The sequence below is a fragment of the Bradyrhizobium sp. NAS96.2 genome (assembly GCF_001908235.1).
In the GTDB taxonomy this organism is placed as follows: Bacteria; Pseudomonadota; Alphaproteobacteria; order Rhizobiales; family Xanthobacteraceae; genus Bradyrhizobium.
In genome coordinates this window covers 61,787-88,506 of sequence record NZ_LGHK01000100.1, presented here as the reverse complement: position 1 = coordinate 88,506, position 26,720 = coordinate 61,787, and the positions used below count along the sequence as shown (strand labels likewise).

25 protein-coding genes are annotated in these 26,720 nt (G+C 65.4%); 18 read left to right on the top strand and 7 right to left on the bottom strand.

The window, feature by feature from the left end:
• Positions 1 to 189 precede the first annotated feature (189 nt).
• Positions 190 to 2,637, bottom strand: a complete 2,448-nt coding sequence (locus tag AC628_RS22400) for a transglycosylase SLT domain-containing protein (RefSeq protein ID WP_074128951.1) — start codon at positions 2,635 to 2,637, stop codon at positions 190 to 192.
• A 382-nt stretch (positions 2,638 to 3,019) separates the two neighbouring features.
• Between AC628_RS22400 and dapA the strand changes: the two genes are divergently transcribed.
• Genes dapA through AC628_RS22380 form a run of 4 tightly spaced genes read left to right on the top strand, consistent with a single transcriptional unit; the run spans position 3,020 to position 5,482 of the window.
• Positions 3,020 to 3,910 (top strand): 4-hydroxy-tetrahydrodipicolinate synthase, encoded by an 891-nt coding sequence (gene dapA / locus AC628_RS22395; protein ID WP_074128895.1) that lies wholly within the window; start codon positions 3,020 to 3,022, stop codon positions 3,908 to 3,910.
• 59 nt (positions 3,911 to 3,969) lie between these two features.
• Complete coding sequence (gene mscL / locus AC628_RS22390) at positions 3,970 to 4,386, top strand: large conductance mechanosensitive channel protein MscL (RefSeq protein ID WP_074128950.1); 417 nt, start codon at positions 3,970 to 3,972, stop codon at positions 4,384 to 4,386.
• Position 4,387: 1 nt separating this feature from the next.
• Positions 4,388 to 4,861: an SsrA-binding protein SmpB gene (gene smpB / locus AC628_RS22385; protein WP_016843999.1), complete on the top strand. Its 474-nt coding sequence runs from the start codon at positions 4,388 to 4,390 to the stop codon at positions 4,859 to 4,861.
• A 39-nt stretch (positions 4,862 to 4,900) separates the two neighbouring features.
• Entirely contained in the window at positions 4,901 to 5,482 is a 582-nt protein-coding gene (locus AC628_RS22380; RefSeq protein WP_074128894.1) for a peroxiredoxin, read from the top strand.
• Positions 5,483 to 5,688: 206 nt separating this feature from the next.
• Here AC628_RS22380 and AC628_RS22375 read toward each other — a convergent pair whose 3' ends face one another.
• Both AC628_RS22375 and AC628_RS22370 read right to left on the bottom strand, forming a co-directional pair.
• The gene (locus tag AC628_RS22375; protein ID WP_074128893.1) at positions 5,689 to 6,348 is read right to left on the bottom strand and encodes a uracil-DNA glycosylase; all 660 of its coding nucleotides are present in this window, start codon (positions 6,346 to 6,348) and stop codon (positions 5,689 to 5,691) included.
• Entirely contained in the window at positions 6,329 to 6,970 is a 642-nt protein-coding gene (locus tag AC628_RS22370) for a LabA-like NYN domain-containing protein (protein ID WP_050422617.1), read from the bottom strand. The genes AC628_RS22375 and AC628_RS22370 overlap by 20 nt, the downstream gene beginning before the upstream one ends.
• A gap of 360 nt (positions 6,971 to 7,330) precedes the next feature.
• On the opposite strand from AC628_RS22370, the gene rpoZ reads away from it, so the two are divergent.
• The 12 genes from rpoZ (at position 7,331) to AC628_RS22310 (ending at position 20,050) form a co-directional block, all read left to right on the top strand.
• On the top strand, positions 7,331 to 7,723 hold the full coding sequence (gene rpoZ / locus AC628_RS22365; protein WP_016844003.1) for a DNA-directed RNA polymerase subunit omega: 393 nt from the start codon (positions 7,331 to 7,333) through the stop codon (positions 7,721 to 7,723).
• Positions 7,724 to 7,940: 217 nt separating this feature from the next.
• On the top strand, positions 7,941 to 10,232 hold the full coding sequence (locus AC628_RS22360) for a RelA/SpoT family protein (RefSeq protein ID WP_074128892.1): 2,292 nt from the start codon (positions 7,941 to 7,943) through the stop codon (positions 10,230 to 10,232).
• Positions 10,233 to 10,324: 92 nt separating this feature from the next.
• On the top strand, positions 10,325 to 11,098 hold the full coding sequence (locus AC628_RS22355) for a pyridoxine 5'-phosphate synthase (protein ID WP_074128891.1): 774 nt from the start codon (positions 10,325 to 10,327) through the stop codon (positions 11,096 to 11,098).
• Entirely contained in the window at positions 11,095 to 11,511 is a 417-nt protein-coding gene (gene acpS, locus AC628_RS22350; RefSeq protein ID WP_074128890.1) for a holo-ACP synthase, read from the top strand. The genes AC628_RS22355 and acpS overlap by 4 nt, the downstream gene beginning before the upstream one ends.
• Positions 11,512 to 11,794: 283 nt before the next feature.
• Positions 11,795 to 12,556 carry a signal peptidase I gene (gene lepB / locus AC628_RS22345; RefSeq protein ID WP_074128889.1) on the top strand — a complete coding sequence of 254 codons (762 nt, stop codon included), beginning with the start codon at positions 11,795 to 11,797 and terminating at the stop codon, positions 12,554 to 12,556.
• On the top strand, positions 12,553 to 13,374 hold the full coding sequence (gene rnc / locus AC628_RS22340) for a ribonuclease III (RefSeq protein WP_050422613.1): 822 nt from the start codon (positions 12,553 to 12,555) through the stop codon (positions 13,372 to 13,374). Before lepB ends, rnc begins: the two co-directional genes overlap by 4 nt.
• Complete coding sequence (gene era, locus AC628_RS22335) at positions 13,367 to 14,290, top strand: GTPase Era (protein WP_050422612.1); 924 nt, start codon at positions 13,367 to 13,369, stop codon at positions 14,288 to 14,290. The genes rnc and era overlap by 8 nt, the downstream gene beginning before the upstream one ends.
• Before the next feature lie 14 nt (positions 14,291 to 14,304).
• The gene (locus AC628_RS22330; RefSeq protein WP_074128888.1) at positions 14,305 to 14,685 is read left to right on the top strand and encodes a cyclin family protein; all 381 of its coding nucleotides are present in this window, start codon (positions 14,305 to 14,307) and stop codon (positions 14,683 to 14,685) included.
• A gap of 143 nt (positions 14,686 to 14,828) precedes the next feature.
• The gene (gene recO / locus AC628_RS22325; RefSeq protein ID WP_074128887.1) at positions 14,829 to 15,578 is read left to right on the top strand and encodes a DNA repair protein RecO; all 750 of its coding nucleotides are present in this window, start codon (positions 14,829 to 14,831) and stop codon (positions 15,576 to 15,578) included.
• A gap of 72 nt (positions 15,579 to 15,650) precedes the next feature.
• Positions 15,651 to 17,906, top strand: coding sequence for a DNA topoisomerase IV subunit A (parC, locus tag AC628_RS22320; protein ID WP_074128886.1), 2,256 nt, complete (start codon positions 15,651 to 15,653; stop codon positions 17,904 to 17,906).
• Between the two features lie 210 nt (positions 17,907 to 18,116).
• On the top strand, positions 18,117 to 19,094 hold the full coding sequence (locus AC628_RS22315) for a cation diffusion facilitator family transporter (protein WP_074128885.1): 978 nt from the start codon (positions 18,117 to 18,119) through the stop codon (positions 19,092 to 19,094).
• 140 nt (positions 19,095 to 19,234) lie between these two features.
• Positions 19,235 to 20,050: an N-acyl homoserine lactonase family protein gene (locus tag AC628_RS22310; protein ID WP_074128949.1), complete on the top strand. Its 816-nt coding sequence runs from the start codon at positions 19,235 to 19,237 to the stop codon at positions 20,048 to 20,050.
• Here AC628_RS22310 and AC628_RS22305 read toward each other — a convergent pair.
• On the bottom strand, positions 20,041 to 20,859 hold the full coding sequence (locus AC628_RS22305; protein ID WP_074128884.1) for a helix-turn-helix domain-containing protein: 819 nt from the start codon (positions 20,857 to 20,859) through the stop codon (positions 20,041 to 20,043). The two genes, AC628_RS22310 and AC628_RS22305, sit on opposite strands and share 10 nt — an antisense overlap.
• A gap of 79 nt (positions 20,860 to 20,938) precedes the next feature.
• On the opposite strand from AC628_RS22305, the gene AC628_RS22300 reads away from it, so the two are divergent.
• Entirely contained in the window at positions 20,939 to 21,817 is an 879-nt protein-coding gene (locus AC628_RS22300; protein WP_074128883.1) for a DMT family transporter, read from the top strand.
• Here the strand turns inward: AC628_RS22300 and AC628_RS22295 are convergent, their stop codons facing one another.
• Positions 21,818 to 22,009 carry a hypothetical protein gene (locus AC628_RS22295; protein WP_074128882.1) on the bottom strand — a complete coding sequence of 64 codons (192 nt, stop codon included), beginning with the start codon at positions 22,007 to 22,009 and terminating at the stop codon, positions 21,818 to 21,820.
• A 175-nt stretch (positions 22,010 to 22,184) separates the two neighbouring features.
• Here AC628_RS22295 and AC628_RS22290 point away from each other — a divergent pair, with 175 nt between their 5' ends.
• Positions 22,185 to 23,438, top strand: a complete 1,254-nt coding sequence (locus AC628_RS22290) for an adenylate/guanylate cyclase domain-containing protein (protein ID WP_074128881.1) — start codon at positions 22,185 to 22,187, stop codon at positions 23,436 to 23,438.
• A gap of 103 nt (positions 23,439 to 23,541) precedes the next feature.
• On the opposite strand, the gene AC628_RS22285 is transcribed toward AC628_RS22290, so the two are convergent.
• Both AC628_RS22285 and AC628_RS22280 read right to left on the bottom strand, forming a co-directional pair.
• Positions 23,542 to 24,783 carry an MFS transporter gene (locus AC628_RS22285; RefSeq protein ID WP_074128880.1) on the bottom strand — a complete coding sequence of 414 codons (1,242 nt, stop codon included), beginning with the start codon at positions 24,781 to 24,783 and terminating at the stop codon, positions 23,542 to 23,544.
• 191 nt (positions 24,784 to 24,974) lie between these two features.
• Positions 24,975 to 26,720, bottom strand: a complete 1,746-nt coding sequence (locus AC628_RS22280; protein WP_074128879.1) for a flotillin family protein — start codon at positions 26,718 to 26,720, stop codon at positions 24,975 to 24,977.

The window sequence follows — 26,720 nt, the reverse complement described above, 5'->3', positions numbered from 1 at the left end:
GGTCATTTGGTGGCACCTCAGCCGCCGGCCGCCCCGAAGCGGGCGCGGAGCCTCTATATAGCGCACCGATTTGGAGGTGCGGACTCGGGCGGTCGTACGAAATATAAGTTATAACAATAGGTTAGGATTGTTTCTCGTGAGCCTGACGGCCGCCCGTCGCAAGGCTGTTGAAAACCGCCTTGCGAGGGTTCACTCCGCGCTGGTGCCGCGGTGCAGGTCGGCCTCGATCTGCAGTCTGGTGCCGCCGCCGAAGCGGGCGCGGTAGACTTGCAGGTTCTCCATGATGCGCTGGACGTAGTTCCGCGTCTCCGAGAACGGAATCAGCTCGACCCAGTCGACCGCGTCGACCTTGGGATCGCGCGGGTCGCCGTAGCGCTCGATCCACTTCTTCACGCTGCCGCGGCCGGCATTGTAGGCGGCGAAGGTCAGGATGTAGGAGCCGCGATAGTCCTCGAGCAGGCCGCCGAGTTCGGCCGCGCCAAGCATCGCATTGTAGACCGGATCGGTCTTCATCCGGTTGAGGTCGAAACCGATGCCGGCCCGCTTGCAGACATAGCGTCCGGCGTCCGGCGTCACCTGCATCAGACCATAGGCCTGCGCCGGCGACACCACCGCCGGATTGAACGCGCTCTCCTGGCGCGCGATCGCGTAGACGACGCTCTGTTCGACCTCCGGCCCGACCTGGCGGAACGACGGGATGCCGTTCACCGGATAGGCATAGTGATCGAACGGCAGTCCGCGGTTGAGGGCGGACTTGCCCATCAGCAGCATGCCGCGGGCATCGCCATGGCGTGCGGTGAGCTCGCCGAGGCCGGCCAGCGCTTCCGGATCGCCGTTGTCGCCCATGTCGCCGAAGATCGGGATCGCAAGCTCGCGCGCGTCGATTTCGTAGAGCAGCCCGACCGCCCGCACGATCTCCAGCCGATCGGCACCGCGGCCGCGCGGCGCGCTGTTCAGCTCGATCTGCGGCAGGCCGAGTTTTGCGCGCGCGAGTTGGCCGTAATAGCTGGTGGATTGCTCGGCCGCGCGTGCATAGGCCGCGCGTGCCTCTTGGCCGCGGCCGGCGGCTTCCGCGGCGCGGCCCTGCCAATAGCCGGCACGCGCGAGCGCGGTCGGGTTGGCGCTGCCGACGCCAATCCGCGCGAAGTGCTGGGAGGCGAGGGCGGGATCGTTGAGGAAGCGCAGCGCGATCCAGCCCGAGGTGAATTCCTGCTCGGTCTTGTAGATGTCGCGGGCCGGCAGCGCTGCGTCGCGCGCGATCAGATAGGCGGTGCGAAACTCGTTGACGTCGATCATCTTGCGCGCCAGCAGGCGGCGCTCGACCCACCATTCGTCGGCATTGTAGAGCCGCGCGGCGTCCTTCGGCGCGCTCAGCATCAGCCGAGCGGCTTCGGCGAACTTCTCCTCGCGGCGGAGCAGCTGGATCTTGGCGAACAGATAGCCGGTGTCGCCGGACAGTTCGCTCGGCACGGCCTCGAGCAGCGCGCGCAGGTTCGAGCCCTTGCGGTTGGCTGCGATGCGCGCCTTGGCGAGCGCCAGGTAGCCGGAGCCAAGCCGCTTGGCCTCGCGGATGCCGGCAGCCTCGTTGTCGGTGCCGTAGAGCATGGTGTCCATGCGCGCCTTGTGGTCGGCGGCGGTCAGGAACGAGCCGAACATTTCGAGCGCGGTGGTTTCGGTCTCCTCGCTCATCCCGTCATTGCGCCAGGCCTCGCGGACCAGGCGCTCGGCATTGCCGCGGTCGCCGCGTCCGACCATCACCTTGGCGAGCGCGAGCCGGCCCTTGGCCGAGACCGGCGATTCATTCTGGAACCAGCCCCAGACCGCGGAGTCGTCGCGATGGTCGTCCCAGAGCGAGGCCTCGATGCGGCGGCGCAGGAAGGTCTGCGAGGGCCAGCTCGGATTGGCGTCGAGGAAGGCGCGGTAGCGTTCGACCGAAGCGCCATTGTCCTCGCTGCGCAGGATCAGCCATTCGGCAAGCTTGCGCGCGACCGGATCGGAGATCGAGGCTTCGGCCTCGGTTGCGTCAGAGGGCCTGCGCTTGCGCAACAGCTCGACGACGCTTGCGAGCGCTTCCTTGTCCGACTGCGAGGTCGACGATGTCGCTGCCACGGCCGCAGGCAGCACCGGCTTGCGCGCGATAGGCGCGGCATGCTGGCGAGTTGCCGGAACCAGTGCGGGGGCGGGCACCGACCTGCTCGAGACAGTACCCGTTGCCGCCGGCGAGGCGTGCTTTGACGTCGTGGACGTGGTGGTCCTCGGTTCGGTGGACTTCGGAGCTGTTGTCTTGTGCGCCTCAGGCTTGGGAGGGGCGGCCTTGGCTCCGTCTGTCTTGGCCGTGCCGAACTTGGAAGCGACCGGTTTGGATGCGACCGTCTTGGCAGCGTCGGTCTTGGCCGTGCTGTGCTTGGTGTCGCCGCTCTTGGCTTCGCTGCTCTTGGTCGCGGCTGGCTTGGAAGCCGCCGGCTTCGAAGTAGAGGTCTTGGGAGTGGCGCTCTTGGAAGCCGCAGTCTTCGGCGCGGCAGGCTTCGCTGCACTCGATTTGGAAGCCGTGTCCTGGGCCGCCGGCGTTGCGGTTGGAACATCTTCGGCGGCCCGGGCGTCGGGCGTGATGGCGGCAAGGCCGACAACGAGCGCCAGGCTCGTCGCCAGCGCCGTCGACCGCAATGTGCCTGCGCGAACGGAACAGATCACAGAAGTCCTCTGCGGCCCCGAATCATCTGGTCGTTTGGGCCATGGGTTCTTATTTGATTGAAAACGTAGACAAAATACTAAGAAGCCTGCCGGTGCGGCTGTTTGCGCCAGCACAACGGCAAAATCGCGGCTGGAAGCGGTTTCGCGCGCCGCAGATTACCGTTGGGAATAGGTACGGTACGGCCCTTTCGCCTGTCGGCCAGACCCGATATGAATTGCCTTTCATGGCGTTTCGCATCAACCGGGTGCCGGTTGCACGGACGTAAAGCACGACAACAACAAGGGTCCGTCGACCTAGCCTTTAGCCTGAAGCGTTTGGAGGAAGTCCATGGCAGCCAAGACAAAATTCCGGGGATCATTCACTGCCTTGGTGACGCCCTTCAAAAACGGCTCGGTCGATGAGGCGGCGTTCCGCGGCCTCGTGAACTGGCAGATCGACGAGGGGACGCACGGTCTGGTGCCGGTCGGCACGACAGGTGAGAGCCCGACGCTGAGCCATGACGAGCACAAGCGCGTGGTCGAGTGGTGCATCGAGGAGGCCAAGGGCCGGGTGCCCGTGATCGCCGGCGCCGGCTCGAATTCGACCAAGGAGGCAATCGAGCTCGCCGAGCACGCCGAGAAGGCGGGCGCCAATGCGGTGCTGATCGTGACCCCGTACTACAACAAGCCGACCCAGGAAGGCATGTATCAGCACTTCAAGGCGATCAACGATGCGATCGGCATTCCGATCATCATCTACAACATCCCGCCGCGCTCGGTGATCGACATGTCGGTCGACACCATGAAACGGCTGTTCGAGCTGAAGAACATCGCCGGCGTCAAGGACGCCACCGCCAGCATGGTGCGGGTCTCGCAGCAGCGCGCCGCGATGGGCGAGGACTTCAACCAGCTGTCCGGCGAGGACGCGACCATTATCGGCTACATGGCGCATGGCGGCCATGGCTGCATCTCGGTGACCTCGAACGTCGCGCCGCGGCTGTGCTCCGAGTTCCAGACCGCCTGGCAGAAGGGCGACGTCACCACCGCCCTGAAGATCCACGACAAGCTGATGCCGCTGCACACCAACCTGTTCATCGAGAGCAATCCGGCGCCGGTGAAGTATGCGATGTCGCTGCTCGGCAAGCTCGACGAGAAGCTGCGCCTGCCGATGGTGCCGGTCGCTGAATCCACCCGCCAGGCCGTCCGCAGCGCCATGGTGCACGCCGGCCTGATCAACTGAGCCGGGACCGTGCCGCCGTGAACCATGCCGTGCGCAATGTCGAAGAGAAGGGGATGGGCATGCTGAAGGAATTCCGCGAATTTGCCATGAAGGGCAATGTCGTCGACCTCGCCGTCGCCGTCATCATCGGTGCAGCCTTCGGCGCGATCGTCACCTCGCTGGTCGGCGACATCATCATGCCGATCATCGGCGCGATCACGGGCGGTCTCGACTTCTCCAATTATTTCACCGGGCTTTCCAAGGCGGTCAACGCAACCAACCTGGCCGACGCCAAGAAGCAGGGCGCGGTGCTGGCCTGGGGCAACTTCCTGACGCTGACGCTGAACTTCCTGATCATCGCTTTCGTCCTGTTCATGGTCGTCCGATTCATGAACCAGTTCAAGCGCAAGGATGAGGCCAAGTCCGCCGAGCCGCCCAAGCCGTCCGACGAAGTCGTGCTGCTGACGGAAATCCGCGATCTCCTCAAGAAGGGCTAAAGTGGCCGAGAAGAACGAACGCCCGATCAAGGTTGTCGCCGAAAACCGAAAGGCCCGCTTCAACTACGCAATCGAGGACACCATCGAGGCCGGCATTTCGCTGACCGGCACCGAGGTGAAGTCAATCCGCAGCGGCAAGAGCACGATCGCGGAATCCTATGCGGATTCCAAGAACGGCGAGCTGTGGCTGATCAACGCGAACATCCCGGAATATCTGCAGGCCAACCGCTTCAACCACGAGCCGAAGCGGCCGCGAAAACTGCTGCTGCATCGCAAGCAGATCAACAAGCTGCTCGGCGCGGTCGACCGCGAGGGCATGACGCTCATTCCGCTGAAGCTGTACTTCAACGAGCGCGGCCGTGCCAAACTGCTGCTCGCGGTCGCCAAGGGCAAGAAGCTGCACGACAAGCGCGAGACCGTGAAGAAGCGCGACTGGGGCCGCGAGAAGGGCCGCCTGATGCGGGCGCGGGGATAGCGCGCCGTCATTGCAATGACGACGGATGGAGATGGACCGATGAGCCAAGGCAGCTTCACCGACGTCGACTGGAGCAAGATCCCGGCGCCCACCGATGATGGCGGCGCGGCGCACCTGGCCGGCATGGCGATCCCGCCGGTGACCTTGCGGGCCACCAACGACACGTCCGTGACGCTGTCGGCGCTCAAGGGCCGCACCGTGGTGTTTGCCTATCCGCGAACCGGCGAGCCCGGCAAGATCGGGCTGGTCGACGATTGGGACATGATCCCCGGCGCCCGCGGCTGTACGCCGCAGACCTGCGCCTTCCGCGACCTGTTCGCCGAGCTGAAGGCGGCCGGCGCCGCCCAGGTGTTCGGGCTGTCGACGCAAAGCAATGCCTATCAGACCGAGATGGCCTCGCGCCTGCACCTGCCGTTCCCGGTGCTGTCGGACGAAGCGCTGGAACTGACGCACACGCTGAGATTGCCGACGATGTCGGTGGCGGGCCTGACGCTGATCAAGCGGCTTGCCCTGATCATCGACGATGCGCGCATCACGCAGGTGTTCTATCCGGTGTTTCCGCCTGACCGGAACGCGGGCGATGTGCTGGAATGGCTGAAGGACAATCCGCGCAAGGACTAGCTAGCGCAGCCGTCGCAGCTGGCGCTGCCAAAATATCGAAAACAACCCCATGCAAAGGAGCCGGGGGCGGCCGGCGTTCGACCAAGCAACTTGACATGTCGGGCAATTCGGGGGTATTTTTCTATTATTCAGAAATAGCGTGCGGATGTCCTGGAGCTTTTGCGGGCTTCGGATAGCGGTTCGCAAAGCGGATACCGGAAAGGGCGCTAGCCGAGATCCTTCCGCACCGTCGCGAAGACCTTGCGAAACATGTCGGTCGTCAGCACACCCGTGTTCGTGTTGTAGCGCGAGCAATGGTAGCTGTCGTAGAGCTTGTACTTGCCGACGCTATGCACGGCGCCATGCACAAACGGCGCCGCGGCCAGACGAACACCCAATGCCTTCAGGGTCGATTCGTGGGCGATGCGCCCGAGCAGCACGATGGCCCGCACCTTCGGCATCGCAGCAATGGTGGCGCTGAGGAACTGCCGGCAGGTGTTGATCTCGGCCGGCAGCGGCTTGTTCTGCGGCGGCACGCAGCGCACCGCGTTGCTGATCCGGCTGTCGACCAGCGTCATGCCGTCGTCCGGCCGCGCCTGGTAGACGCCGCTGGCAAAGCCATATTCGAGCAGCGTGGCGTAGAGCAGGTCGCCGGCGTAGTCGCCAGTGAAGGGGCGGCCGGTGCGGTTGGCGCCCTGCATGCCCGGCGCGAGCCCGACGATCAGTAGCCGTGCATTCGGATCACCGAAGGATTCCACCGGCGAGTTGAACCAGTCCGGGTGGAGTGCGCGCGCCTGTGCGCGAAAGTCGGCCAGCCTGACGCAGAGCTGACAGTTGCTGTCGGGGCGCGTGGGGGCGGCGACGAGGTTACTCGTCGAAATCGTCATCGGCTCCCCGTGGGGCCATGGTGGTCGCGCGCTGCAGGAACTGCGGGGAGTGGTGGCGCGGTTCGCGAGGTTCGCGCGGGGCCGGACGTTCGGATGGATCGCGGCCAAGCTTGGATTGCAGCTCGACGAGGTCGGTGAAGACGTCGGCCTGGCGGCGCAGCTCGTCGGCGATCATCGGCGGCTGGCTGGCAATGGTGGAGATGACGGTGACGCGAACGCCGCGGCGCTGCACGGCCTCGACCAGCGAGCGGAAGTCGCCATCGCCGGAAAACAGAATCATCTGGTCGATATGCTCGGCGAGTTCCATGGCATCGACCGCGAGCTCGATGTCCATGTTGCCCTTCACCTTGCGGCGGCCGCTGGCGTCGATGAATTCCTTGGTCGCCTTGGTGACGACGGTGTAGCCGTTGTAGTCGAGCCAATCGATCAGCGGGCGGATCGACGAATATTCCTGATCCTCGATGATCGCCGTGTAGTAGAACGCGCGAAGCAGCGTGCCGCGACTCTGGAACTCCTTCAGGAGGCGCTTGTAGTCGATGTCGAAGCCCAGCGTCTTTGCGGTGGCGTAAAGATTGGCTCCGTCGATGAAGAGCGCGATCTTGTTGGAAACAGGTGACGACATCAAAGTGTTCTCGCGTGGTTGTTAGTGTTCTTAGCGCGGCGGTAATCAACCGCGCGCAATTTCCGGCGTTGCTGCCTAAAGTTCGGTGAATCTTTCCCCACGACAGTCACCACCGCAATTATGGTGAGGCGAGGGCAAAAAGCCTAGACCTTTGACATTGCAATGAAGAGATTTACTTGTCTGGGACGGCAACCTAGCCATGTCGTCAGACGCTCCGGCCCTTCTGGCCCCGGCAGACCGGGTTATCAGAGCCTGTCGGGAAGGCAAATCACAAATTTTGCCTTGCGAAATCGGGGCTAGCCCTATAACTAACCCTCATAACCTACATGTTCGGTCCCTTTTACCACGGAGCGCCTCGAGATGGCTCGCGTCACCGTCGAAGATTGCATTGATAAGGTCGACAATCGCTTCGACCTCGTCCTGTTGGCTGCGCATCGCGCCCGGATGATCTCGTCGGGATCGCAACTCACGGTTGATCGCGACAACGACAAGAATCCGGTCGTGTCGCTGCGCGAGATCGCCGATTCGACGATCTCGCCCGAAGACCTGAAGGAGGAACTGGTACACTCCCTGCAGAAGTTCGTCGAGGTGGACGAGCCCGAGCCGGACACTGTGCCGCTGATCGGTTCCGCCGGTGCCAGCGTCGACGCCGACGACACCGAGGTCGCGGTCGAACGCATGACCGAGGAAGAGCTGCTCAAGGGTCTCGAGGGCCTCGCGCCCCCGGAAGAGCAGCCCGAGGAAGACGAGTAAGCTCGTCCTTCAGCTCCCGGTTTCGAACGGATTTGAAAAAGGCCCGGACATTGCTCCGGGCCTTTGCTTTTGTTGACAATTTTGCTGTTACGGTGCGTCCTATGCGGGCGCGGGAAATTGAATGGTTCCAGGGCCCGTGCGGGGTGCAGCTTCGTTCGAAAGCGCACTAGATTGAGGAAGAGGGACGTTAGGGTCCCGCGCGAGAGGCAGCGAGTTCATGGCGTATCGACGCCGCAGTTCCATCCAGATGCAGGCTGCAACCGAAACGGTCGCGGTGGCGCCGGCGTCGTCCGCGGCGGAGAGGCCGGCGAGGCCGCGGACCCGCATGATGCGACAATATGACCTTGTCGAACGCGTCCGATCCTATAACCCCGACACCAACGAGGATCTGCTCAACCGCGCCTATGTCTATGCCATGAAGGCGCACGGCACGCAGATGCGTGCCTCCGGCGATCCCTATTTCTCGCATCCGCTCGAAGTCGCCGCGATCCTCACCAACCTCAAGCTCGACGACGCCACGATCGTAGCGGCGCTGCTGCACGACACGATCGAGGACACCGAGGCGACGCGGGCCGAGATCGACCATGTGTTCGGCCACGAGATCGGCGCGCTGGTCGAAGGCCTGACCAAGCTGAAGCGGCTGGAACTGGTGTCGCGCGAGGCCAAGCAGGCCGAGAATTTGCGCAAGCTGCTGCTTGCGATCGCCGACGACGTCCGCGTGCTCTTGATCAAGCTCGCCGACCGCCTGCACAACATGCGGACCATGGAGTTCATGCCGCCGGCCTCGCGCCGCCGCATTGCCGAGGAGACGCTGGATATCTATGCGCCGCTGGCCGGCCGCATGGGTATGCAGGAGATGCGCGGGGAATTGGAGGACCTGTCCTTCTTCGTGCTCGATCCCGAGGCCTATGCGGTGGTCAAGCAGCGGCTCGATTCACTTGCCGAGCGCAACCGCAACCTGATCGGCGAGATCGAAACCCAGCTCTCCAAGAACCTGCAGAAGAACGGCATCACCGCGCGGGTGTTCGGCCGCCGCAAGCAGCCGTTTTCGATCTGGACCAAGATGGAGCGCAAGTCGGTCGGCTTCGAGCAGCTGTCTGACATCTACGGCTTCCGCGTCATCCTCGACGATGTCGGCGCCTGCTACCGCGCGCTCGGCATCGTCCACACCACCTGGCCGGTCGTGCCGGGCCGCTTCAAGGACTACATCTCGACGCCGAAGCAGAACGACTACCGGTCGATCCACACCACCGTGATCGGCCCGGGCAAGCAGCGCGTCGAGCTGCAGATCCGAACCGAGGAGATGAACCAGATCGCCGAGTTCGGTATCGCCGCGCATGCCTTCTACAAGGAGGGGGCAGGCTCGCCGCATGAGCGGCTGAAGCACGAGTCCAACGCCTTCGCCTGGCTGCGCCACACCATCGGCATCCTCTCGGAAAGCTCCAATCCGGAGGAGTTCCTCGAGCATACCAAGCTCGAGCTGTTCCACGACCAGGTGTTCTGCTTCACGCCGAAGGGCAAATTGATCGCGCTGCCGCGCAACGCCAACGTGATCGATTTCGCCTATGCCGTGCACACCGGCGTCGGCAACAGCGCGGTCGGCTGCAAGATCAACGGCAAGTTCGCGCCGCTGTCGTCCGAGCTGCAGAATGGCGACGAGGTCGAGGTCCTGACCTCGAAGGCACAGTCGGCGCCGCCGTCGGCCTGGGAGGCGCTCGCCCGCACCGGCAAGGCGCGCGCCGCGATCCGGCGCGCCACCCGCGATGCGGTCCGCGACCAGTATGCCGGTCTCGGCCGCCGTATCGTCGACCGCCTGTTTGCCCGCGCCAAGATCGAATATGCCGACGACAAGCTGAAGGGCGCGTTGCCGCGGCTCGCGCGGACCTCGATCGAGGAGGTGATGGCCTCGGTCGGGCGCGGCGAGATCAAGGCCTCCGACGTCGCGCGCGCGATGTATCCCGACTACAAGGAAGAGCGGCTGGTGCGCTACGGCGCCAAGAAGGGGCTCGCCGCCAAGCTGAAGACGCAGACCCCGCCGCATCCGGCGCGCGCAACCTCGGTGATCCCGGTGCGCGGCATCAATTCCGACCTGCCGGTGAAGTTCGCGCCGAACGGCGGCGCCGTGCCGGGCGACCGGATCGTCGGTATCGTCACGCCGGGCGAGGGGATCACGATCTACCCGATCCAGTCGCCGGCGCTGAAGGATTTCGAGGAGGAGCCGGAGCGCTGGCTCGACGTGCGCTGGGACATCGACGAGACCATGCCGCAGCGCTTCCCGGCGCGCATACTGGTCCACAATGTCAACGAGCCCGGCAGCCTCGCGCAGATCGCGACCGTGATCGCCGAGCACGACGGCAATATCGACAACATCCACATGTCGCGCCAATCGCCGGATTTCACGGAGCTGACCATCGATCTTGAGGTCTATGACCTCAAGCATCTCCTCGCTATCATCGCGCAGCTGCGCGCCAAGGCCGTTGTCGCAAAGGTCGAGCGCGTCAATGGGTAGGATGGATGCGCAGGGCATCGGCGAGCGCAAGCAACGCCGTCCTTCGAAGGGTTGCGCCCGCGCATGACAGGCTAGAATTGCAGGTTAGTGAAATGTCAAAGGCTGCTCCGCTCCGTCTTGGTATCAATGTCGATCACGTCGCGACCCTGCGCAATGCGCGGGGCGGCGCGCGGCCCGATCCGGTGCGGCTGGCGCTTGCCGCGATCGCGGCCGGCGCCGACGGCATCACCGCGCATCTGCGCGAGGATCGCCGCCACATCCGCGACGAGGACATGGCGCGCCTCAAGGCCGAGATCTCCAAGCCGCTGAATTTCGAAATGGCGGCGACCGACGACATGCTGCGGATCTCGCTCGCGACCAAGCCGCACGCGGTCTGCCTGGTGCCGGAACGGCGCCAGGAACTCACCACCGAAGGCGGCCTCGACGTAGTCGGCCAGCACAATGCGCTGGCGCCGTTCATCGCGCGGCTCAGCGACGCCGGCATCCGGGTCTCGCTGTTCATTGCCGCCGATCCCAGGCAGATCGAGATGGCCGCCAAGCTGAAGGCGCCCGTGATCGAGATCCACACCGGCGGCTGGTGCGATGCCGTGGTCGACGGCCACAAGGACAAGGCGGAGGCTGAATGGAAGCGCATCGTCGCCGGCGCGAGGCTCGCGCAGGCGGCAGGGCTCGAGGTCCATGCCGGCCACGGGCTCGACTATGAGACCGCGGAGACGATTTCCGCGCTGCCCGAAATCCGTGAGCTCAACATCGGCTATTTCATGATGGGCGAGGCGCTGTTCGTCGGCATCGCCGAGACGGTGCGCGAGATGCGTGCGGCGATGGACCGCGGCCGCGCCAAGGCGCAGGGTACGGCCGGCGCATGATCATCGGCATCGGCTCCGACCTGATCGACATCACCCGGATCGCGAAGGTGATCGAGCGGCACGGCGAGCGATTCCTCGATCGCATCTTCACCGACGCCGAACGCGCCAAGGCGCTGCGCCGCGCCAACAGCGAGAAGATGGTGGTCGCAACCTACGCCAAGCGCTTCGCCGCCAAGGAGGCCTGCTCCAAGGCGCTCGGCACCGGTATCCGGCGCGGGGTGTGGTGGAAGGACATGGGGGTCGTGAACCTGCCGGGAGGGCGGCCGTCGATGCAGCTGACCGGCGGCGCGCTGGCCCGGCTCCAGGAACTGACGCCCCAGGGCATGGAGGCGCAGATCGACCTGTCGATCACGGACGATTGGCCGCTGGCGCAGGCCTTCGTCATAATTTCGGCGGTTGCCCCGGCCAGATGAGCGCGCGGCGCCGGAATCTGCCAGAAAACTTCAGCAAACTAAAAAATCATTGACATTTCAATGAATTGCGAAGTTTTGAGGCGGCGATTGATTGCGCCCCTGCGAACAACCGTCTAAAACGCCGCAGGGTATATCGAGCGAGACGCGGATTTCGGGTTTACGCCGGAATTTGCCCTCAAGATCAGAATCAAGGCCATTTTCCTCACGCGGGGGCGAACGCCTCGCGTGGAGAGAACGTTCTGCCACCGCGTGGGCGTCAGGGCCTGCGGGAATTGGGAAAGCAATGAGCGCGACCACCGGGACCAAATCTGAGAGCGGCTTGGGCGAGACCATCCGCGTCGTCATCCATGCCCTTCTGATCGCGCTCGTCATCCGCACTTTCCTGTTCCAGCCGTTCAACATCCCCTCGGGGTCGATGAAGGCGACGCTGCTGGTCGGCGACTATCTGTTCGTCTCGAAATATTCGTACGGCTACAGCCACTATTCGATCCCGTTCTCGCCGAACATTTTCTCAGGCCGCATCTTCGGCTCGGAACCCAACCGCGGCGACATCGTGGTGTTTCGCCTGCCGCGGGATGACTCCACCGACTACATCAAGCGCGTCATCGGCCTGCCGGGTGACCGCATCGAGGTCCGCAATGGGCTGCTCTACATCAACGATGAGCCGATCAAGCGCGAGCGGCTGAGCGATTTCATCGGCGAGGATCCCTGCGGCTCGGCGGATGCCACCGCCCGGGTCAAGCGCTGGAAGGAAACGCTGCCGAACGGCGTCAGCTACGAGACGCTGGACTGCACCGACAACAGCTACATGGACAACACCATCGTCTACACCGTTCCGCCCGGGCATTTCTTCATGATGGGCGACAACCGCGACAACTCCACCGACAGCCGCTTCCTGTCGCAGGTCGGCTACGTGCCGTTCGAGAACATCATCGGGCGCGCCCAGATGATCTTCTTCTCGATCGCCGAGGGTGAGCAGGCCTGGATGGTCTGGCGCTGGCCGTTCGCGGTGCGGTGGAATCGCCTATTCTCCATCGTGCGATGAACGACGATACCGCAGCCATCAACGATCAAGCGCCGACCGGCGAGCCGAGCCAGACGCCTGCCGCCGAAAGCACAGCTGCGCCGAAGAAGCGGCGCAGCAAGGCTGCGAAGGCGGCTGAAGAGAAGGCGGCGATCGCCGGCACCGAGGCGCGTATCGGCTATACATTCTCGGATGCCGCGCTGCTGACCACCGCGTTCACCCACGTGTCCGCGCTGAAGCCCGCCACCCGCAACCGCGCCGACAGCTACCAGCGGCTGGAATTCCTCGGCGACCACGTGCTCGGGCTGATCGTGTCGGACATGCTGTTCCGGGCGTTCCCCAAGGCCGACGAGGGCGAATTGTCGAAGCGGCTCGCCGACCTCGTGCGCAAGGAGAGCTGCGCCGATGTCGCCAAATCGCTCGGGCTGCTCGAGGACATCAAGCTCGGCATGGTGAAGGCGGTCGAGGGCGCGCGGCTGCGCAAGTCCGTGCTCGGCGACATCTGCGAAGCGGTGATCGGGGCGATCTTCCTCGACGGCGGTTACGAGGCCGCGCGCCAGTTCGTCGAGCGCAACTGGACCGAGCGCATGCACAAGCTGCGTCGGCCGTTGCGCGATCCCAAGACCGTGTTGCAGGAATGGGCGCAGGGCAAGGGATTGCCGACGCCGGTCTATCGCGAGGTCGAACGCACCGGCCCGCACCATGATCCGCAATTCCGCGTTGCGGTTGACCTGCCGGGCCTCGCCTCCGCCGAGGGCCTCGGCGGCAACAAGCGCGCGGCAGAGAAGGCAGCAGCATCCGCGATGATCGAGCGTGAAGGCGTCGGTACCAATGACTGACGAAGCCAAAGGGCAAGGGGACGCGACGCGCTGTGGCTTCGTCGCGCTGATCGGCGCGCCCAATGTCGGCAAGTCGACGCTGGTCAACGCGCTGGTGGGCTCCAAGGTCACCATCGTGTCGCGCAAGGTGCAGACCACCCGCGCGCTGATCCGCGGCATCGTGATCGAGGGTAACGCGCAGATCATCCTGGTTGATACGCCCGGCATATTCGCGCCGCGGCGCCGGCTCGACCGCGCCATGGTGTCGACCGCCTGGAGCGGCGCCCATGATGCCGACCTCGTCTGTGTGCTGCTCGATGCCAAGTCTGGTATCGACGAGGAGGCCAACGCGATCCTGGCCAAGCTCGAGACCGTCGCGCATCCGAAGATCCTGGTGCTCAACAAGGTCGACCTGGTTCAGCGCGAGAAGCTGCTGGCGCTGGCGCAGGCCGCCAACGAGCGGATGCGCTTCGAGCACACCTTCATGATCTCGGCGCTGTCGGGTGACGGCGTCGACGATCTGCGCCAGGCGCTGGCGAAGATGGTGCCCGCCGGACCGTTCCTCTATCCCGAGGACCAGATGTCGGATGCGCCGATGCGGCATCTGGCGGCCGAGATCACCCGCGAGAAGATCTACAGCCATCTGCATCAGGAATTGCCGTACCAGTCGACGGTCGAGACCGACAGCTGGACCGATCGCAAGGACAAGTCGATCCGCATCGAGCAGACGATCTTTGTCGAGCGCGAGAGCCAGCGCAAGATCGTGCTCGGCAAGGGCGGCGCCACCATCAAGTCGATCGGTGCGCAGGCGCGCGCCGAGATCGCCGAGATCATGGGCGTGCCGGTGCATCTGTTCCTGTTCGTCAAGGTGCGCGAGAACTGGGGCGACGATCCCGACCGCTACAAGGAAATGGGACTGGATTTCCCCAAGGAATAAGAACCGGCGTCGCAATGAACGTGCCCAGAAACGTGCTGTGGTTTGAGGTGCTGCTCTATCTGTCGCTGACGCTCGACGCGTTGTCGGTGGCGTTCCAGGACCGCACGCCGACCGACGTGAGGACCGATCAGATGATCACGGGCGAGACGCTGACCGCCGGCTGCATGATCCTGTTGCTGGTGTATTTCGTCCGGCTGGCCGCGCAGCATCGCAAGAACTGGCCGCGCTGGGTGCTGGCCGCGATGCTGGTGATATCGGTGCTGTCATTGGTCCAGGTGATCGGCGACAGGGGCCTGGAGCTCGACAGCGCCATCGAGGTGGTGTCGTGCATCCTGACCACGGCCGGGCTGTATTACTCCTTCACCGGCGACGCACAGGGCTGGTTCAACGCGTAGCGCTGCCTAGGGCGGGTTAGCCACCGGGTCCGCGCGAAGCGCGGCCCGATGACAGGCTCCGGCGTAACCCGCCGCCGTAACTTCCTGGCGATATCGGCGGATTACGCTGCGCTAATCCGCCCTGCGATGATACGTTTCCGACCATGGAATGGACCGACGAAGGCATCGTGCTGGGCGTGCGGCGGCATGGCGAATCCTCCGCCATCGTCGAGCTGTTGACGCGCGAGCACGGCCGCCATCTCGGCCTCGTGCGCGGCGGCGCCAGCTCGCGGATGCGCCCGCTGCTGCAACCCGGTAACAGCGTCACCGCGGTGTGGCGGGCGCGGCTCGACGAGCATCTCGGCATGTACACGCTGGAGGGCACGCGGCTGCGCGCGGCGACGCTGCTCGCCTCGTCGCATGCGGTCTATGGCGTCACCCACCTGGCCGCGCTGGCACGGCTGCTGCCGGAGCGCGATCCGCATGACGACATCTACGAGATGCTGCAGGGGACGCTCGACGATTTCGACGACGCCGGAATTGCCGCCGTGCACCTGATCCGGTTTGAATTGGCGATGCTGACCGAGCTCGGCTTCGGGCTCGACCTCGAGAACTGCGCAGCCACCGGGGAGACCACCGACCTGATCTACGTGTCGCCGAAATCCGGCGGCGCCGTGTCCCGGGCCGCGGGCGAGCCGTGGCGCGACCGGCTGTTGCCGTTGCCGGCCTTCCTGCGCGAAGGCGAGGGCGGCGCCAACAGCTGGTCGGACCAGGACCTGCGCGACGGCTTTGCGATCACCGGCCTGTTCCTGCTCCGTCACGTGCTGGAGCCCCGCGGTCAGGGCCATTCCGACGCCCGCGACGGGTTCATCAACGCCGTAACGAAGCGGCGGAGCCGAACGGCGGTTCCGTAAGGCCGATTCGGGACCTAAATTCCCGCTGATTCGTGGCTTGCCCGATTCAGCGCAAAAGTTTAACGCCTCCCCATGGGAAAGCGACAGACCCCGCCGGAAAAGCCGGCCGAAATTCACGAGGTGCCGCTGCGAGACGCGCTCGAGGAGCGCTATCTCGCCTATGCGCTCTCGACCATCATGCATCGTGCGCTGCCGGACGCCCGCGACGGGCTGAAGCCGGTGCACCGGCGCATTCTCTACGGCATGGACCTGCTCGGGCTCGACCCGCGCGCGGCATTCAAGAAGTCCGCCAAGATCGTCGGCGACGTGATGGGCTCGTTCCATCCGCACGGCGACCAGGCGATCTATGACGCCATGGTGCGCCTGGCGCAGGATTTCTCCTCGCGCTACCCGCTGGTCGACGGCCAGGGCAATTTCGGCAATATCGACGGCGATAATCCGGCCGCCTACCGCTACACCGAAGCGCGCATGACCGAGGTCGCGCGGCTGCTGCTCGACGGCATCGACGAGGACGGCGTCGAGTTTCGCCTGAATTACGACGGCCAGTCGAAAGAGCCGGTCGTGCTGCCGGGCGGCTTCCCGAACCTGCTCGCCAACGGTGCCCAGGGCATCGCGGTCGGCATGGCGACCTCGATCCCGCCGCACAACGCGGCCGAGCTCTGCGACGCCGCGCTGCATCTGATCGAGAAGCCTGACGCCAAGTCGAAGGCGCTGCTGAAATGGGTCAAGGGCCCCGACTTCCCGACCGGCGGCATCGTCGTCGATTCCAAGGAAGCGATCATCGAGGCCTACACCACGGGCCGCGGCTCGTTCCGCACCCGTTCGCGCTGGACCCAGGAGGAGGGCGCGCGCGGCACCTGGGTGGTCGTCGTCACCGAGATTCCGTGGCTGGTGCAGAAGTCGCGGATCGTCGAGAAGATCGCCGAACTGATCAACGAGAAGAAGCTGCCGCTGGTCGCCGACGTCCGCGACGAGTCGGCCGAGGATGTGCGGCTCGTGATCGAGCCGAAATCGCGCACCGTCGATCCGGCGCTGATGATGGAGTCGCTGTTCCGGCTGACCGAGCTGGAAAGCAAGATCTCGCTGAACCTCAACGTGCTGATCAAGGGCCGGATCCCGAAGGTGGTCGGCCTTGCCGAGTGCCTGCGCGAATGGCTCGACCATCTGCGCGACGTGCTGGTCCGCCGGTCCAACTTCCGCAAGACGCAGATCGAGCACCGGCTGGAAGTGCTGGGCGGCCACCTCGTCGCCTATCTGAACCTCGACAAGGTGATCAAGATCATCCGCACCGAGGACGAGCCGAAGCCGGTCCTGATCAAGACCTTCAACCTCACCGAGATCCAGGCCGAGGCCATCCTCAACATGCGGCTGCGCAATTTGCGTCGCCTGGAGGAGATGGAGATCCGCACCGAGGACAAGGATCTTCGCAAGGAGCTGAAGGGCATCGAGGGCCTGCTCAGATCCGAGACCGAGCAATGGGCCAAGGTCGGCGAGCAGGTGCGCAAGGTCCGCGATATCTTCGGACCCAAGACGCCGCTCGGCAAGCGCCGCACCACCTTCGCCGATGCGCCCGAGCATGACCTCGCCGCGATCGAGGAAGCGCTGGTCGAGCGCGAGCCGTGCACCGTCTTGATCTCGGAGAAGGGCTGGGTGCGGACGCTGAAGGGCCACGTCGAGGATCTCTCGGGGCTCGCCTTCAAGACCGACGACAAGCTCGAGCACTCGTTCTTTGCCGAGACCACCTCCAAGCTGCTGCTGTTCGCCACCAACGGCAAGTTCTACTCGCTCGACGTGGCAAAACTGCCGGGCGGCCGCGGCCATGGCGAGCCGATCCGCATGTTCATCGACCTCGAGCAGGACGCGGCGATCATCTCGCTGTTCGTCAACAAGGGCGAGCGCAAGTTCCTGATCGCGAGCAGCGAGGGGCAGGGCTTCATCGTCAAGGAAGAGGACTGCGTCGGCAACACCCGCAAGGGCAAGCAGGTGCTCAATGTCGAGATGCCGAACGAGGCCCGCGCCATCACGACCGTCAACGGCGACACCGTCGCCGTGATCGGCACCAACCACAAGATGGTGCTGTTCGGTCTCGACCAGGTGCCGGAGATGGCGCGCGGCCGCGGCGTGCGGCTGCAGAAATACTCCAGCGCGTCGCTGTCGGATGTTGCGGTGTTCGACTCAAAGACCGGCCTGACCTGGAAGGATTCCGCCGGCCGCGAGCACAGCATGACCATGAAGGAACTGGCCGACTGGCGCGGCAACCGCGCCGATGCCGGCCGGCTCGCCCATGGGCTGCCGAAGTCGAACAAGTTCAGTCGCGGCGTGGAGTGAGTCAGTTTGTAGCCCGGATGGAGCCAACGGGTCGCGCGAACGCGCGCCCGATGACAGGCTTCGCGAAATACGGGGCCGCTGTCGTGTTTGGCAATAGCCCCCGGATTGCGCTTCGCTCCATCCGGGCTACGTCACAGCCCTTCGCGGTGTGATAGTATCCACATTTCACCGCGCTATAACCGTCGCCAACGATCACGGGCGACGGTTGCCATGGCGCACAATCACGACCACGACCATGACCACGGCGGTCATTCTCACGGGCACTCGCACGGCGGACACTCCCACGCCGGGCATTCCCATGCCGGACACAGCCACGCGCCCGCCAGCTTCGGCACGGCCTTTGCGGTCGGCGCATCGCTGAACACCGCCTTCGTCGTCGCTGAGCTGATCTTCGGCTACTCCGCCAACTCGCTGGCGCTGGTCTCCGACGCCGTTCACAATCTCTCCGACGTCATCGCGCTGCTGCTGGCCTGGGGCGGGGCGTGGCTCGGCGGCAGGCGCCCGACCGACACCCACACCTATGGCTACCGCCGTGCCTCGATCCTGGCGGCGCTGTTCAACGCCGGGCTGCTGTTGATCGCGGTCGGCGGCATCGCGGTCGAGGCGATCAACCGCTTCCGCGAGCCTGCGGAGGTCGCAAGCTGGACCGTGGTCTGGGTCGCGGCGCTCGGCATCCTGATCAATGGCGGCACTGCGCTCTTGTTCATGCGCGGCCGCGACAGCGACCTCAACGTCCGCGGCGCCTATCTGCACATGGCGGCGGATGCCGGCGTCTCGTTCGGCGTCGTGATCGCCGCGCTGCTGATCATGGCGACCGGCTGGCAATGGCTCGATCCGGCGATCAGCCTCGCCATCGCCGTGGTCGTGCTGCTGAGCGGCTGGGAGCTTGCCCGCGACAGCGTCAACCTCGCGCTCGACGCGGTGCCGAGGGGGATCGAGCTCAAGCTAGTGAGGGACTATCTCGCCGCGCTCGAGGGCGTCACCGAGGTGCATGACCTGCACATCTGGGCGATGAGCACCAGCGAGACCGCGTTGACCGCGCATCTGGTGCGGCCTGGCGGACATGACGATATCTTCCTGCATCGCGTCTGCGCCGAGCTTTCGGAGCGGTTCAGCATCCACCACGCGACGCTGCAGGTCGAGATCAGCAGCGAGACCTGCCGGCTGGCCCCGGCGGAAATGGTCTAGCCGGCGCCTCACGCACTCGCATTCAATTGATCGGTCGGGCCCATCTCCGCGTCTTCCACGATCGGCGGCAAGACGGCACATTGCGACCGCGCGCGTTGAAATAACGGGCTCGATCGGTGGAGGGCAATGTGAGGAAGGCAATCGGTCTTGCAGTGTTGCTCTGGGTCGTGGGCGCGGCGCCGCAGGCAGACGCCCAGCCGGCGAAATCAGGCGTCGAGCGGCTCTACGTCCTCAATTGCGGCGAGGGCGTTGCCGGCGACATTTCGCGCTGGTCGCCCGGCGTCAACGAAGGCAAGTCGATGGACTTCGTCGACAATTGCTATCTGATCAAGCACGCGCAGGGCTGGTTCCTGTGGGACACCGGCATTCCCGACGCGGTGGCTGCGATGCCGAACGGCCTTGCGCCTGCCGATCCCAAGGCGATCACGTGGCGGCGGCCGAAGACGCTCGCCGCGCAGCTCGACCAGCTCGGCGTGAAGCCGTCGGACATCAAGGCGTTGGCCGTCTCGCACACCCATCCCGATCACATCGGCAATGTCGAGCTGTTCCCGGCCGCGATGCTCTATGTGCAGAAGGCGGAGTACGAATGGCCGGGCGTCAACAACGGGCCGCGCTTCAAGCCCGAGCATCCCGTCACCAAGCTCGAGGGCGACCGCGACGTGTTCGGCGACGGCAGCATCACCATCCTGTCGACGCCGGGCCATACGCCCGGCCACCAGTCGCTGCTGGTGAAGCTGCCGAAGACTGGCGCGGTCGTACTGACCGGCGACGCCGTTCACTTCAAGGACAACTGGGACAATCGACGCGTACCGAGCTTGAACGCCAGCAAGGAGCAGACGCTGGCCTCGATGCAGAAGATCGCCGACACTCTGGCGAAAGAGAAGGCGCAGCTCTGGATCAACCACGACAAGGCGCAGCGCGAAGGGCTGAAAATGTCGCCGGAGTTCTATGACTGAGCCGCCTCGGCGGCACTCGCCTTCGACCAGTCTCGAAAAATCTGCGCGGTCTCTTCGTCCATCGGAAAGAAGCTCTCGATCCGCAGCTCCTGCAGCGTGACGTCCTGCGGCGTCCCCAGCGTTGCAATTGTCGTGAACAGCTGCAGGCGGACGTCGCCCTTGCGGAACAGCATCGGCAGCACCGGCCCGGACGCAGGCCCCGCGGGCGGCGCGGCCAACGCCGCCTCGACCCCGTCATAGGCCAGCAGGCGCTTGAGCAAATCAGCCGTTGCGGTGGTGCCGTCGCTGGCGGCATCGGCCTCGACGCTGCGGACGAAGTAGCCGGCGACCTCGGTCCAGTTGGTGAGATAGGGCCGCAGTACGCCGGGCGCGACCAGTGCGTCGGCGAGATTGACCGCGGTGCCCGATACCAGCGGCCCGACCAGGAATTCCACCAGCCTCACCGCGCCGGCATTGGCCAGCAGCAGATTCCAGTGCCGGTCGACCACGACCGCCGGCAACGGCTCCTGCTGCGCCAATATGAAATCGAGGGCGTAACGGACCTGCGCGAGCTCGGGCGCGGCGAGGTCGGTTTGCCGCCACACCGGTGCAAAGCCCGCCGCGACCAATAGCGCGTTCCGTTGACGCAGCGGCACGTCGAGCGCCGCGGCAAGCCGGATCACCATGTCGCGGCTCGGCGCCGCGCGGCCGAGCTCGAGGAAGCTCAGATGGCGCTGCGAGATATCCGCGCGCCCGGCGAGCTCGAGTTGCGAATGGCCCTTGCGCTGCCGCCACCAGCGCAGGCTGGCTGCAAAATCGCGCTGTGACATGAGTACCTGTCAGGTAGTTGCCGAAACGATCTCGCCGGGCAAGATGCCACAAGCGGGCACGAAACGCATGGGGAGCAGGATGGGCGAGTGGATCGGCGTCGCGATTGCGCTGCTCTCGAGCTGCCTCGGCGGCACCGCTGCGGCGATCACGCGTTACCTCGCGGGCAGTGCCGACCCGATCACGCTTGCGATCCTGCGCTGGGCGATCGGTTTCCTCTGCGTGCTTCCCGTTGCGGTCTTGCTCGGGGCGAAGTGGCCGCGGCGCGAGGATTGGCCGGCGGTTGCGGCGCTCGGCATCGCCTTCTTCGGCGTGTTCTTCGTGCTCTATAATCTCGCGATGTCCTACACGACGGCGGCGCGCGCCAGCCTCGCGCTGGCGACGTTACCGCTGTCCACCATGGTGGTTGGTGCCGTGCTCGGCATCGAGCCGCTGACGATGCGCAAATCGGCCGGGGTCTCGATTGCGGTGCTCGGCGTCGCCGCCGCGCTCGCATCCGGGCTGTCGGCGGCGCCAGCGGGCGCGTGGCGCGGCGAGCTGATCATGGCCGCCGCGGTGCTCTGCATGGCGTTCTACAACGTGCTGTCGCGACCATTCATCCGCCGCTCCAGCGCGCTCGGCTTCCTTGCCGTCGGCATGGGGGCGGGAGCGGCTGTGCTGGTGGCGGTCGGGGCGTTCACCGGCAGCATGGCGACGCTGCGCGATTTCGGCGCGTCGCAATGGATCGCCGGGCTCTATCTCGGAATAGCCGGCGGTGCGCTGGCCTTCATCCTGTGGGTCCTGGCGCTCGAGCGGGCCTCACCGACCCGTGTCGCCAACACCATGACGGTCAATCCGATCGCGGCCGGGCTTTTGGCGAAGCAGCTGGTCCGCGAGCCGATCACGGCCAATCTGGTGGTCGGCCTGATTGCGGTCTGCGCCGGAATCTGGATCGCGACGTCGGAGACCAAGCCGCCCTGATCAGCCGTGCGGGGTGGACGGCGCGGTCACCGGCGGGGCGGGAACATGTTTCGGCTTCAGCGTGCCGGCATAGAACGAAAGGGCGTAGACCAGGATGATGCCAGCCAGATAGACCCCATAGGATTGCGGCGGGGTGATCGCCCATTTCATAAGGCGTCGGATCGGATTTTGCGGGCCGGCATTGTTGTCCATGCGCTCCTTGTGCGCGAAGCCAGGGGCAAAGGGAAGTGGAAACGCCGGCTCCGGCGGTGCTGTTCCCTGTGAAATGATGCGGCCGGGCGGCCTTGCAATGCCGCATTGGCGTCCGCATCTGTCACGCGGCAACCAGCCCTTCCTCCCGCACCAATTGCTCGGCATAATCCAACGTATGGAACTGACGCCCCGTTTGCGCCTCATGAATTGGTTGGTCCGCCAGGGTCTGACGGGCCTGCCGGAAAACGACCTGCTGCGCGGCTTCTGCGAGCGCTGCCGGGCCGCCGGCATGCCGCTGTCGCGGGCCATCGTCTTCATCGACACCCTGCATCCGATCTTCGAGGGGCGTGGCTTCCGCTGGAATGATGGCGAGAGCAACGAGTCCGACATCTTCGAATACGGTTCGACCAGCACCGGCGAGGCCAACCAGAACTGGCGGCGGTCGGCGTTCCATCACATGCTCGAAAACGGCCATGACGAGATGGTGATCGATCTCGCCGAGAGCCATGATTTTTCGATGATCGGCGAGCTTGCCGAGAAGGGCCACAAGCATTTCGCTGCCTTCGTGCACCGCTTCGGCGAGGCCGGCACGATCGGTGAGATGGACTGTTTCTATTCCTACTACACGACGCGCCATTCGGATGGGTTCGGCGATAATCATATGGCAGCGTTGCGCGATCTGGTGCCGGTGCTCGGGCTTGCGATCAAGTCGGCGGCCCAGGTCGAGATCGCCCGCACGCTCGGCCGGGTCTATCTCGGCCGCGAGACGGCGGAGCAGGTGCTGCGCGGGCGCATGCAGCGCGGCATCACCGAGAAGATCAAGGCCGTGCTGTGGTACTCCGACGTGCGCGGCTCGACGGCGATCAGCGAGCGCATCGGTCCGGACGAGATCATTCCGTTCCTCAACGATTACGCGCAGGCCTCGATCGACGCGATCCATGATGCCGGCGGCGAGGTGCTGAAGCTGATCGGCGACGGCGTGCTGGCGATGTTCACCGGCGAAAACCTGGCGGGGGCCAAGCGCGCGGCGCTGCGGGCCGAGCACAAATTCCGCGGCAACATGGATGCGTTGAACGAGCGCCGCGCCGCCGATGGACAGCCGACGACCACAGCCTATGTCGGCCTTCATGTCGGTGAAGTGTTTTACGGCAATATCGGCAGCGAGGACCGGCTGGACTTCACGGTGGTCGGGCCCGCCGTCAACGAGGTCAGCCGGATCGCCTCGATGTGCGCTTCGGTCGACCGGGAATTGCTGACCTCGACCGACTTCCGCACCGGGCTCGACGCCGCCGGCCGCAACTATCTGGTTTCAACCGGCCGCTTCGTGCTGCGCGGCATCAGCCATGCGCAGGATCTCTACACGCTGGATCCGGCCGTTGCCGCCGACGAAGTCGTCGGCGGCAAATACGAGCGCTATCTGGCGAGCTAGCCGGGCTCTCTCCCCGTCATTGCGAGCGAAGCGAAGCAATCCATTTCACCGCTTGCGGAGACGTGGATTGCTTCGTCGCTATCGCTCCTCGCAATGACGAACGCTAGCAGCGCACCGGCTCGCCGACCATGTCGGGCTGCCGGGTCAGCGATACCGCAGGCGACAGCAGGATCACCAGCGCCTGGGCGGCGAAGATCGCGGCCGCGAGATAGAGGCAGGCTTCGGCGCCGTAGAGGCCGCCGACGATCGCACCGAGCGCGGAGCCGAGCGGGCGGGCACCGTAGCTCATGATGTTGATCGCCGAGACGCGGCCGAGCAGCGAGGGCGGCGTCACCGACTGGCGCAGCGTGGTGGTCGAGATCACCCACAGGATCGGGCCGACGCCGAGCAGGAAGAAGCCGAGGCCCGCGAGCAGCGGCGTTGCAATCCAGGTCGTCAGCGCCATCACCAGCGAGGCGACGAGGCCGGTGACCGGGCCGAGCCCGATCACGGTGCCGAACGCCAGCCGCTTCATCACCCGGGTTGCGAACAGCGCGCCGACCACCATGCCGACCCCGTACATCGCAAGCGTGGCGCCGACACCGGTGGCGCTGAGCCCGAGATGGCGCACCGCATAGGGCACGAACACGGCGAGCAGCAGGAAGGATGCGGTGTTGAAGATGAACTGGGTGATGAACACAGGCCGCAGCAGGGCGTGATGCATCACGAAGGCCGCGCCTTCCTTGATGTCCTGTAACGGATGACGCCGCGGGGCGGGCGCACGCGCCGGCTCGTAGAGGCCGGCGAGCAGCACCACCGCGATCGCCGACAGGGCCGCGGCGAAGCCGAATGCGGGCGCGGCACCGACCCAGCCGACCAGCACACCGCCGAGCGCGGGACCGCTGGCGAAAGCGACGGTGCGGGCGAGTTCGATGCGGGCGTTCGCTGCCGGGAGTTGCTGCGATGTCACCAGCGAGGGGACCAGCGCCGGCGCAGCGACGCTGTAGGCAACCGTGCCGCAGACCGCGATGAAGCCGAGCAGAGCAAGCAGCGGCAAGGTCATCGCGCCGAGCCAGAGCAACAGCAGGATCGCGGCAAGGGCCGCCGCGCGCAGCGCCTCGGAGCCGGCCATCACCCAGCGCCGCGACACGCGGTCGGCGAGCAGGCCGGCGGGAATCGCAAACAGGATGAAGGGCAGCGTCAGCGCGGTCTGCAACAGGCCGGTCTGGCCTTCGCCGACGCCGAGCACCAGCACGGCGACGATGGGTGCGGCCGCAAGCGCGATCTGTTCGGCCGATTGCGCGGCGAGGTTGGACCAGGCCAGGCGATTGAAGGTGCTTGGCAGGCGAGGCGTATCGGCGGACATGGCAGAATCCTTATCAATTCGACTGCCTTTAGTGTGTGATTGGAAGCCGTCCGATCCCACCCGTTTCCCGACAACGTCAAAAAGAAGGGCCCGCCGGAGAGGCGGGCCGTTCTTGCGATGTTCAGAGCCGGACTAGGCCCTTGAGCTTTGGGATCACAGGAGAGTCGGCCCGTGATCGCGCCGGTGCTGTGCTACGACCTCGGGCCAAGCGTCGCGTGGCCGGATCCCGATATGGTGGTCGGCGGCGTTGCCGTGCTGTCGACGGACGGAGCCGGTACGTCCGCTTGCGTGGCACGCAGAGCACTCAATAGGTTGGTCATGGCGTCGGGGCCTGCGGGGAATCCCGCCTCGGCGAGGATCTTGTCGATCATCGGCTTGAACGCCGAGACCGACAGCAACTGCGCGGCGAGCCCGTCGCCGAGCCCGAGACCGCCATTGCCATTGGCATGGCCGTTGGCGCCGCCGCGGCCGAGCATGCTGCCGGTGTCGAAGATCCGGATGTCCGAGATCTTCTCGATCGGCTTCACCGCCTCGGCGAGTGCGCTCGGGATCACGTTGATCCGCGCCAGGTTGAGATCGTAGTCGATCATCTCGGCGCTCAACTTGTTGCGCGCCTCCGCCTTCATCGTCGCGACCTCGGCTTCGGCCTGGCCGAGCGCCTTGACGCCGGCCGCGCGGGTGGTCGCGGCCGCCGCGTCGGCCTTGGCGAGCACGTTGGTGGCTTCCGCCTTGTTGGCGGCGGCCTGGCGTTCCGCCTCGGCCATGACCGTGATCGGCATCGCGTCGGTCTCGGCCGCCTTGCGCGCCGCGATCACGTTGATGATCTTGTCACGCTCGGCGATTTCGGTGGCGCGGGCGGTGGTGACCTTTTCCTCCGCGGCGATCGCAACCGCACGCGCGGTCTCGGCGATGGTCTGGGCTTCCGACTGCTCCTTGCTCTTGGCCGCGACCGCGATCGCGCTCTCCTGGGCGACGATCTGAAGGTCGCGCTCCATCTCGGTGTTGCGGCGCTTGACTGCGAGATCGGCCTCGATCTTGCGGGTATCGCGGGCCTGGTTGGCCTCGGTCTGCTTGTTGGCGACCGCAAGCTCCTGCTGGATGCGGTATTCGGCCTCGTTCTGCAACGCGGTCTGCTCGACCTGCGCGGTCTGCGCGCGCATCGCCGCGGTCTTGTTGGCGATATCGCGCTGCTGAGCGAGCTCGGCCTCGCGCTTGGTGCTTTCGATCGTCAGCGTGGTCTGCCGCGCCACCAGATCCTGCTGGGCGATATTGACCTCGGTGGTGCGGACGATCTGGTTGCGCTCCTGTTCACGCTCCTTGGTGATCTTGGTCAGCGTGGTCAGGCCGTGCGCGTCGAAGAAATTGCTCGGATTGAAGTGCTTGATGTCGCTCTGGTCGAGCCGCGTCAGCGACACCGACTCGAGCTCAAGACCGTTGTTCTGGATGTCGGCGCCGACCGCATCCTGCACCGCCTTGACGAAGGTCGCGCGCTGCTCCTGCAATTCCTCGAGGTTCATGGTCGCAGCGACCGAGCGCAGGCCGTCGACGAATTTTGCTTCCACCAGCTCGCGCAGCTCGGCGGCGTCGTTGGTGCGGTTGCCGAGCGTCTGCGCGGCGAGCGCGATCGAGGAGGAGTCGGGTTTGACCCGCAGATAGAACTCGGCGCCGATGTCGACGCGCATGCGGTCCTTGGTGATCAGCGAGTCCGGACCGCCGCGCGCGACCTCGAGCCGGAGCGTCTTCAGGTTCACCGCGGCGGTGGAGTGGAAGATCGGCAGCACCAGCGAGCCGCCGTCGAGCACCACTTTCTGGCCGCCGAGGCCGGTGCGGACGTAGGCCTCATCGCGCGTCGAGCGCTTATAAAGCTTTGCGAAGAGAAGGCCGATGACGAGAATGGCAAGGACGCCAATAACGACGGGTATAGCAAGTTCCCACAT

Excerpts from the sequence above, each read along its gene's own strand:
- parC (WP_074128886.1), top strand. The coding sequence starts at position 15,651 with ATGGGAAAGCGACAGACCCCGCCGGAAAAGCCGGCCGAAATTCACGAG.
- recO (WP_074128887.1), top strand. The coding sequence starts at position 14,829 with ATGGAATGGACCGACGAAGGCATCGTGCTGGGCGTGCGGCGGCATGGC.
- AC628_RS22295 (WP_074128882.1), bottom strand. The coding sequence starts at position 22,009 with ATGGACAACAATGCCGGCCCGCAAAATCCGATCCGACGCCTTATGAAA.
- rnc (WP_050422613.1), top strand. The coding sequence starts at position 12,553 with ATGAACGACGATACCGCAGCCATCAACGATCAAGCGCCGACCGGCGAG.
- mscL (WP_074128950.1), top strand. The coding sequence starts at position 3,970 with ATGCTGAAGGAATTCCGCGAATTTGCCATGAAGGGCAATGTCGTCGAC.
- AC628_RS22285 (WP_074128880.1), bottom strand. The coding sequence starts at position 24,783 with ATGTCCGCCGATACGCCTCGCCTGCCAAGCACCTTCAATCGCCTGGCC.
- AC628_RS22330 (WP_074128888.1), top strand. The coding sequence starts at position 14,305 with ATGAACGTGCCCAGAAACGTGCTGTGGTTTGAGGTGCTGCTCTATCTG.
- AC628_RS22355 (WP_074128891.1), top strand. The coding sequence starts at position 10,325 with ATGTCAAAGGCTGCTCCGCTCCGTCTTGGTATCAATGTCGATCACGTC.
- AC628_RS22290 (WP_074128881.1), top strand. The coding sequence starts at position 22,185 with ATGGAACTGACGCCCCGTTTGCGCCTCATGAATTGGTTGGTCCGCCAG.
- acpS (WP_074128890.1), top strand. The coding sequence starts at position 11,095 with ATGATCATCGGCATCGGCTCCGACCTGATCGACATCACCCGGATCGCG.
- AC628_RS22315 (WP_074128885.1), top strand. The coding sequence starts at position 18,117 with ATGGCGCACAATCACGACCACGACCATGACCACGGCGGTCATTCTCAC.
- AC628_RS22300 (WP_074128883.1), top strand. The coding sequence starts at position 20,939 with ATGGGCGAGTGGATCGGCGTCGCGATTGCGCTGCTCTCGAGCTGCCTC.
- AC628_RS22375 (WP_074128893.1), bottom strand. The coding sequence starts at position 6,348 with ATGACGATTTCGACGAGTAACCTCGTCGCCGCCCCCACGCGCCCCGAC.
- AC628_RS22305 (WP_074128884.1), bottom strand. The coding sequence starts at position 20,859 with ATGTCACAGCGCGATTTTGCAGCCAGCCTGCGCTGGTGGCGGCAGCGC.
- AC628_RS22280 (WP_074128879.1), bottom strand. The coding sequence starts at position 26,720 with ATGTGGGAACTTGCTATACCCGTCGTTATTGGCGTCCTTGCCATTCTC.
- AC628_RS22370 (WP_050422617.1), bottom strand. The coding sequence starts at position 6,970 with ATGTCGTCACCTGTTTCCAACAAGATCGCGCTCTTCATCGACGGAGCC.
- AC628_RS22360 (WP_074128892.1), top strand. The coding sequence starts at position 7,941 with ATGGCGTATCGACGCCGCAGTTCCATCCAGATGCAGGCTGCAACCGAA.
- AC628_RS22380 (WP_074128894.1), top strand. The coding sequence starts at position 4,901 with ATGAGCCAAGGCAGCTTCACCGACGTCGACTGGAGCAAGATCCCGGCG.
- rpoZ (WP_016844003.1), top strand. The coding sequence starts at position 7,331 with ATGGCTCGCGTCACCGTCGAAGATTGCATTGATAAGGTCGACAATCGC.
- era (WP_050422612.1), top strand. The coding sequence starts at position 13,367 with ATGACTGACGAAGCCAAAGGGCAAGGGGACGCGACGCGCTGTGGCTTC.
- lepB (WP_074128889.1), top strand. The coding sequence starts at position 11,795 with ATGAGCGCGACCACCGGGACCAAATCTGAGAGCGGCTTGGGCGAGACC.
- dapA (WP_074128895.1), top strand. The coding sequence starts at position 3,020 with ATGGCAGCCAAGACAAAATTCCGGGGATCATTCACTGCCTTGGTGACG.